This window comes from Bernardetia sp., from assembly GCF_020630935.1.
In the GTDB taxonomy this organism is placed as follows: domain Bacteria; phylum Bacteroidota; class Bacteroidia; order Cytophagales; family Bernardetiaceae; genus Bernardetia.
On record NZ_JAHDIG010000116.1, the window covers coordinates 1 to 7,016 of the forward strand.

General features: G+C 34.8%; 4 protein-coding genes. All 4 read right to left on the reverse strand.

The features are described 5' to 3' along the window. A partial coding sequence (locus QZ659_RS19650; protein ID WP_291728662.1) for a CapA family protein occupies window positions 1-643 on the reverse strand: 643 nt, incomplete at its 3' end. A gap of 79 nt (window positions 644-722) precedes the next feature. Further along, complete coding sequence (locus tag QZ659_RS19655) at window positions 723-2,675, reverse strand: PAS domain-containing protein (protein ID WP_291728663.1); 1,953 nt, start codon at window positions 2,673-2,675, stop codon at window positions 723-725. A gap of 214 nt (window positions 2,676-2,889) precedes the next feature. Beyond that, a complete protein-coding gene (locus QZ659_RS19660) occupies window positions 2,890-6,162 on the reverse strand; it encodes a hypothetical protein (protein ID WP_291728665.1) in 3,273 nt (1,090 codons plus the stop codon). A gap of 116 nt (window positions 6,163-6,278) precedes the next feature. Next, window positions 6,279-6,980, reverse strand: a complete 702-nt coding sequence (locus QZ659_RS19665) for a DNA alkylation repair protein (RefSeq protein WP_291728667.1) — start codon at window positions 6,978-6,980, stop codon at window positions 6,279-6,281. Window positions 6,981-7,016: the final 36 nt, after the last annotated feature.

Genomic DNA, 7,016 nt, shown 5'->3' on the forward strand with positions numbered 1-7,016 from the left:
CAGAACTACGAAGCGTAATATTTGAAAACTGTGTATAAGCCAAAATACTGTACTTAATATCGTTTTTTTCAAATACTTTTATCTTGTTTTTTAGTTCCTCCTCGTTGCGATACGAACCCAAAACAGCTTCAAAATTTCTTTTGTCTAGTTCGTCCAATGTACGTAAAACGCCGTCTTTTCCTTGGTCGTAAGTGTGATTGTTTACTGTTACAATGACATCAAAACCTGCATCTTTAAGCGCATCAGCATAGGCATTAGGCGTATTGAACTGTGGATAGCTTTTATAATTTTTCCCTTTTCCTGCCAATACTGTTTCTAAATTTCCCACCATTACGTCAGCAGCTGATAAAAATGGCTTTACACCTTCAAAAACTGGAATAAAATTATAAGTATCATTTCCTTCAAAAACAGCTTTGTATTGTGAGCCGTGGCACATCAAATCGCCTGTAAAGGCAAAGGTAATATTGTTTGTGTCTGGTTTGTCTGTAAAATCTTTGATGTGTTCGAAGTTGGCAATTACTTTCAAAGAATCCTTTATTTTTTCACTATCTTCTGTACTGGCAGAGGCTTCCTGTGCTGGCGAACACGAAGAGAAATTTGATAAAATAATAAAAGAAAAAATGTATAGGTATAAATGTTTCATTTGTTTATTTATTTGAACTGTCACTGAGGTTGAAGTCGTTAAAAGAGGATTAGTTTTTTTACCACAAGTTCGGCATTATTTATCCCAACTCAATCCCCATTACCAAAATATCATCTATTTGCTTCGTCTTTGCTTTCCAGTCTGAAAGAGTTTTTTCTAGTATCTCTTTTTGTTTATCCATGGAAGATGAGGAAGTTTCAGCTAAAAGTTGCTTCAATCTTTTGCTAGAAAATTTTCCTAGTCCTTTTTTTCCTGCAAATTGATCTTGATAACCATCAGAAAAAAGATAAAAACGAGTGCCTTCTGTATAAGGGATAGAATGCTCTGTAAAGTTTGCCTGTATATTTTTTGTTCTTCCACCTATACTTATTCGGTCTCCTTTTATATAGTCAACTTCTTTTCCTTTTACTATCAACACTCCATTTTTTGCCCCAGCCATTCTGACAGTTTTGTCTTTAAAATCGATTTTTAAAAATGCCATATCCATGCCATCTCTGTTGTTGGTAGCTTCTTGATGTAAAATTTCAGAAACTTCAATCCTCAATTCTCTTAAAATGTCTGCTGGAGAATATATTTTTTTTGTTTTTATAATATCATCTAAAAGTGTAGTTCCTATCATAGACATAAATGCTCCTGGCACGCCATGTCCTGTACAGTCTACAGCTGCTAAAAACAAAGTTTCAGTTTCTAAATCAGTATGCCACCAATAAAAATCTCCAGAAACAATATCTCTAGGCTGAAAAAACACAAAATAGTCTTTTATAAAAGAAGGAAAAGGCTTTGTGTTAGGCAAAATAGCATCTTGAATACGTTGGGCATAATTTATACTTTGCTGTATAGCTATACTTTTCTTTTTAATTTTTTTATTAATTGTTGAAAGTTTAATATTGGCTTGGTGTAGATTTTCAGTTTGCTGGGTCAGTTCTTCGGTGCGTTCTTCCACCAATGCTTCCAAATGCTCGTTGTACTTAATAATTTGCTCTTCCATTCTTTTACGCTCTGTAATTTCAAAGCGAATGGCTTGATAACGAAATGGCTTTCCTATTTCATTTAGAAAAGGAATAATTGTCGTGTAAACCCAATACAATGAACCATCTTTTTTCTTATTACATACTTCCCCTCTCCATACCTTACCACTATATATGGTAGCCCACATTTCCTCAAAAACTTCTGGAGGATGTACATCAGACTTTACCATTCTATGGTTTTGCCCCATCAATTCTTCTCTATTGTATTGAGAGACTTCACAAAATTTATCATTTACATAAACGATATTGCCTCTCACGTCTGTTACTCCTACAATAGCAGCTTCGTCTAAGGCTGCTTTCTGATATTCTAATTCGGTTTGTAGTTTCTTTGGTTCGGTTATATCTCTTACCACTACGGTAGTACAAAGATAATTTCCTTCATCGTCTTGCTGCTCTACTGCAGAAACTATGACATTCATTCTTACTCTTTTCCTTCCCACTAATCTATATTCTGTACGAAGTTTGGGATTTTTTGTACGTATAGAATCTCTTTGTGAAATCGTAGTATCTACCAAAAGAAAATCTCTCGCATTTGCACCAATGATGTCTTTTTCTAATTGGGTCTTGTTATAAAAATGATTATTTGCCCAAAGTATATTCTCATGCTCATCTAAATAGAGAATCATAACAGGTACTTTGTCGTAAAATGAGGTGGAAATATAATCTTCTTTAAAAGCCGAAATCATTATTCCAACAGCATTATTTTCTAAGGGAACAAACTGAAACTTTAAAGAAAAAGGCATTTCTGTATGAAGAGCTTGATTGAGCGTAAGAGAGTTGATGCTCTGAGCGTTTGCTGTTTTGAAAATAGCTTTTGTAAAGTGAGATAGTGTATTTTCAGGCAAGAAAAAATCTATTTTTTTCCCTATCATATCTTCAAACCCTTTCTGCAGTTTTCCGTCTGTAGAAACAAGTTGTAAGACAGTATTATTCCTATCAATTTTGATATAGAGCGATGAAACTTTTTTTAGTAAATCAAAAAAAAGAGTAATGACCTCTGACATAGAGAGTGTTTTATTTTAGAGTAGTTGCTTTGGGTTATCAAAGAGGAAAAGAGTACAAATATAGCCATACAACTGAAAATACTCATTAAAGTTTAGAATAATTCTACAAGTAGATAAATATGAGCGACTAATGAAATCTACAATTCAGTTTATTTCTTTACCATAAGTTCTGTATTATTTGCATAGAGAACAAAATAGGGGTTTCAATTTACCATCACTCACTATTTCCATTCATCCAATTTTCAATTTCTCTTTCTTTCTGTGCTTTGAGCGTATCGTATTTTGGTAAAAATTCTTCATACACATCTGTTGCATTTAACCTTAAAAACTCCTTTGAGCGTTCGGCGTAGTTATCCAATCCCATCTCTAAGGCTTCCATTGCATAAATAGCATTTGCCTCTGCCGAATAAGGATAAGTTTCAATAATTTGGAAAGCTACATTGTACGCTTTTTCATTTAAGCTATTTCGCTTGTAGTAGGCAATAGCTTCTTTCAAGATTTCAAAGTCAAAAGGCAATCCTGCAATCGCTTTTTCCATCGCCTGCATAGAGCGAGTAGTGTCGCCGAGTTGTTCTGCAAAAAGGGCTGTGTAAAACTCTTTTTGAGCTTTTTGATACGAACGGACAGGCTTTAAGTTATCTAAAATAGAAGCTGCTGAAAGAAGTTTATTATCTTTCCAGAGCAGTTCTAAGTCAAGAAGTTGGAAGCGTTCTAACGTTTGGGGTTGTATGTCTTCTGCACTAAGCTGTGTGGCAGAGTTTCGCCAAACAAGTGCATTTTTGATATCGTCTTGTTTCAAATCAAATTCAATTTTATCCAAAACTATCTCTAGCTTTAGGTTCTGATTCGTCATTGTTCGGAGTTTGGCTGCAAATTCGGCTGTGCCTTCTTCTCCTGTCAGATACGGAATTTGATAATGCAAATAACGCCTTTTGGCATCGTCATCTAAGGAGTCAAAATTGACTTTTTCATCTACACCACCTTGCAAAATCAAATACATTTCGCTTGCTGTGGCATTGTAAGGGTGTGTGGCTGTCGTGTCCCAACCTCTCCACATCGCTAAGGCATCGGTTTTGTCTTCTTGGTAGCGCACTTTTTCTGATTGTGCGATGGCTTCGTATAAATTATTCAGTCCTCTACCCATCAAATAGGCTCTATTAAAATATGAACTTGCTTTATCGTACTGTTTGTGTTCTAAAAACCAAAGTCCCAATAGATGTTTGTACTGTGAAGTAGAATTTCCGTAGGCTTGGTCTAAATATTTTAGCGTAATGAAGGCACTATACACATCTCCCAAACGGTATTGACTAACAGCCTTCGCCAACAACATAAAAGGAATATGCTCTTGATTTGCCAAAACTTGCTCCCTTTCTTGAATCAGCATTACGATAGTACTATCTGTTTTTCGATTTTCTGCTTCATCTTGTACTTGCTGATGTAAAAGTCCGTAGTGATAGACGTATAGTAAATCTTCGGTTGTCCAAATAGAATCTTTGACTAACTCCTTTTTGAAATTAATATCTGTATTGGAATTTAATTTTTCTTCTCGTTTGTCTAAATCAAAAAAGCGTTTTTGATAGAGAATTTTATTAGAAAGTGCGCCTGTATTGTCCTGTGTTTTTATTCTTTCCTCCAAAGAATCTACAAGTGTATAGTTGTTGGTAAGCGTGTTGAGTGTCCACCAATTCGTTTCCAAGACTGATTTTGTCTCATCAGAATCAGCGTATTTTTTTACTTTTTCTAATTCTCTTGCTAAGGAATCGTTGTCTTTCAATCCAAACTTTTCAATAGCTGCAAAAATGAGATTATTTTTCAGTTGTGGATTTTCTGGAAACTCGGCAGCACCTTTCAAAAGTGTAAAGTACGACTGGTCTGCATTGTTAGTTCGGTTCATCAACTCTGTAACGGCTGTAAACGTATAGGGTGAAGCTGTGCGTTCAGAAGCAATTTTGAGATATGAATAGGCTTCTTGCCAGTGCGACTGTCGGAGTGCAATTCCTGCCATTCCCCAATAGGCTTTGTGGTTGGTATAGATTTTATAAATCGCAGACTGATAATTGATTTTGGCAAGCTGATAGGTTTCTTCTACCTTTTTATCTTTTTCCTCTAGCTCCTCTAATGTCAAATCACTTGTCATTCCTTCACCTGTTGCACTCTCATCTACTCCTTTCTTGTTTAGTGCATCTGCTTCTGATAAAAACACATCTCCAATTCCATTCAAATAACCTGCTTGTGCTTGCTGATAATGAATAAAGTTATGGCGATAAGCAAGAAGTGTAATAATAATTCCTGCTACAATACCTGTATAACTCCAATTTGTTTTTAACGGATTCCAAAGCTGTGAATAAGCATTTAATCCTTTTTCTAAAAGCTCACTAAAATTGATAAAAACATAAATGAAAAACGCCAACGCAAAACCTACATTCGAATAAATAATAATGTCTGAAAAAATATCAATAAAAGGGTCGTTGTTAGTTGCAATGGCGTACATAATTGTAGAACCTGCAATCAAAGCCCAACCGATATACAAAAGCAATCCCACAGGACGAGCTTCAAAAAACTTTTTATAATGTACTTCTCTTCCTACAAATCCCCAAATTCCTAAAATGGTCATAATCACAAAAAGCACAAATGGAGGAACATAAAGAATCTCCCAAGAAACAGCACGAATACTGAAAAGATAAGCGTACACCATGTGCAAGAAAAACACAGCACTCACAATGATAAAGTGAATCAGTGTACTGTTAGAGCCATCGCCAGCACGAGAGACAAGCCAAAACAATGCTCTAGGAATTTCTTGTCCGTTGAAAATGACAAATAAAAATGTTAGGATAATAGGAACAACGATACCATAGTTAGCTAAATAAAATGTAGGATTAGCAAGCGTATTGACTTCTGATTTTATTAAAAATGACATTCCGATAGCCACAGCAGAAATCACTAAAAAACGAACGAGCAAAGAGCCTTTTTCAAAAAACTGAAATAAAAACGTAACTCCACCAAAACTCAACAAAACGATAATAAACCATTTTTTTTCATTCTGAAATTCCATAAGCCCTTGTATGTCGGCTAGTCCGTCAATAGAGCAATAACTCAAGAATATAGCAAAGACAAATATCACAATGCCATACCAATGCACACGCAAATATGTAGAAGCTGTCAGAATCAAGACCCATGCAAAAGCCAAACTAAATACAAAAATATTGGCAGCCGAATAGTTTAACTGAAGAAAAGACGTAGAAAACGTTTTGTTGAGCAAATACCCATCTACTTCGGCAACAAATGGAAAGAAAACATGCTGAAAGCTATCAATTTGAAGAGGCACATTCGTCAAATCTCCATTGGAAGTCCACTCAAAAACGGCTTTTTCTCCTACAAAGAAAGCATACAAATACACTCCCAAAGCAGCAAAAAGCACAAAAATTGAAAGCGTACACAAAATACGCTCTGCTACCGACCATTTTCTCCAAAAAATTAGGTTTTTCATAGATTGTTACTCATTGTCAAAGGCGAGCCTTTGTCATATAAATCTTTAGAAAAGGCATACCTTTTCACTACATTTTATTTTCTAACGAATATTATTTTTTAAATTGTGATACAAATTTAATTATTTTTCTTCTTTATTATTCTTAACGCCTCTCTCTTGCTCAAATTACTTAGCTCGTTTTCATTATTTTCTACAAAACGAATTACCCAATCTGGATTTGTCTTGCCGTGTTCTCTTAAAATCCAACCAATGGCTTTGTTAATAAAAAATTCGTTGGAAGGAATAAGCGAACGAATAACAGAAACAAGCAAATGCACATCTATTTTTTCTTTGTCTTTGAGTTGAAACAAAATAGCCGAACGCTGCAACCAGATGTTTCCAGACTCTATCCATTTTTCAATATAAAAATCTCTTTCTGTTGGAAAAGTTTTGAAGTACTGATTAACCAGTTTTGGCGCAATAAAATCTATAGTATCCCACCAAGAATTGTTCAAAATCATAAATTCTAGTAACGCAATATCTTCTTTCTCTAGCTCTTTTCTAAACTTGAAAACCAGTTCTTGTGCAAAATGATGATATTCTCGTTGTGGTTTTTGCCAAAGGATTTTTACTAACTCGGTTAGTTCACTTTTTTGAGGCAAAAAATCTTTACTCAAAAATGGCTTTTGAATTTCTCTACGTTTTGGTGTTTTGATTCCAAAAAACTCAAATTTATCTTTCAAATAGGCTTTCTGCTCGGCTGCAATTTTTGGATTGCTGTGGCTTTCAAACTCTTCTTTTATGGTGTTGAGGTAGGTTTTTATTTTACTAGACAGCATGTTCTTCTATAATTTGGATAACATCTTCTAAAATAG

Coding starts and splice junctions, on each gene's coding strand:
- QZ659_RS19655 (WP_291728663.1), bottom strand. CDS start 2,675: ATGTCAGAGGTCATTACTCTTTTTTTTGATTTACTAAAAAAAGTTTCA.
- QZ659_RS19660 (WP_291728665.1), bottom strand. CDS start 6,162: ATGAAAAACCTAATTTTTTGGAGAAAATGGTCGGTAGCAGAGCGTATT.
- QZ659_RS19665 (WP_291728667.1), bottom strand. CDS start 6,980: ATGCTGTCTAGTAAAATAAAAACCTACCTCAACACCATAAAAGAAGAG.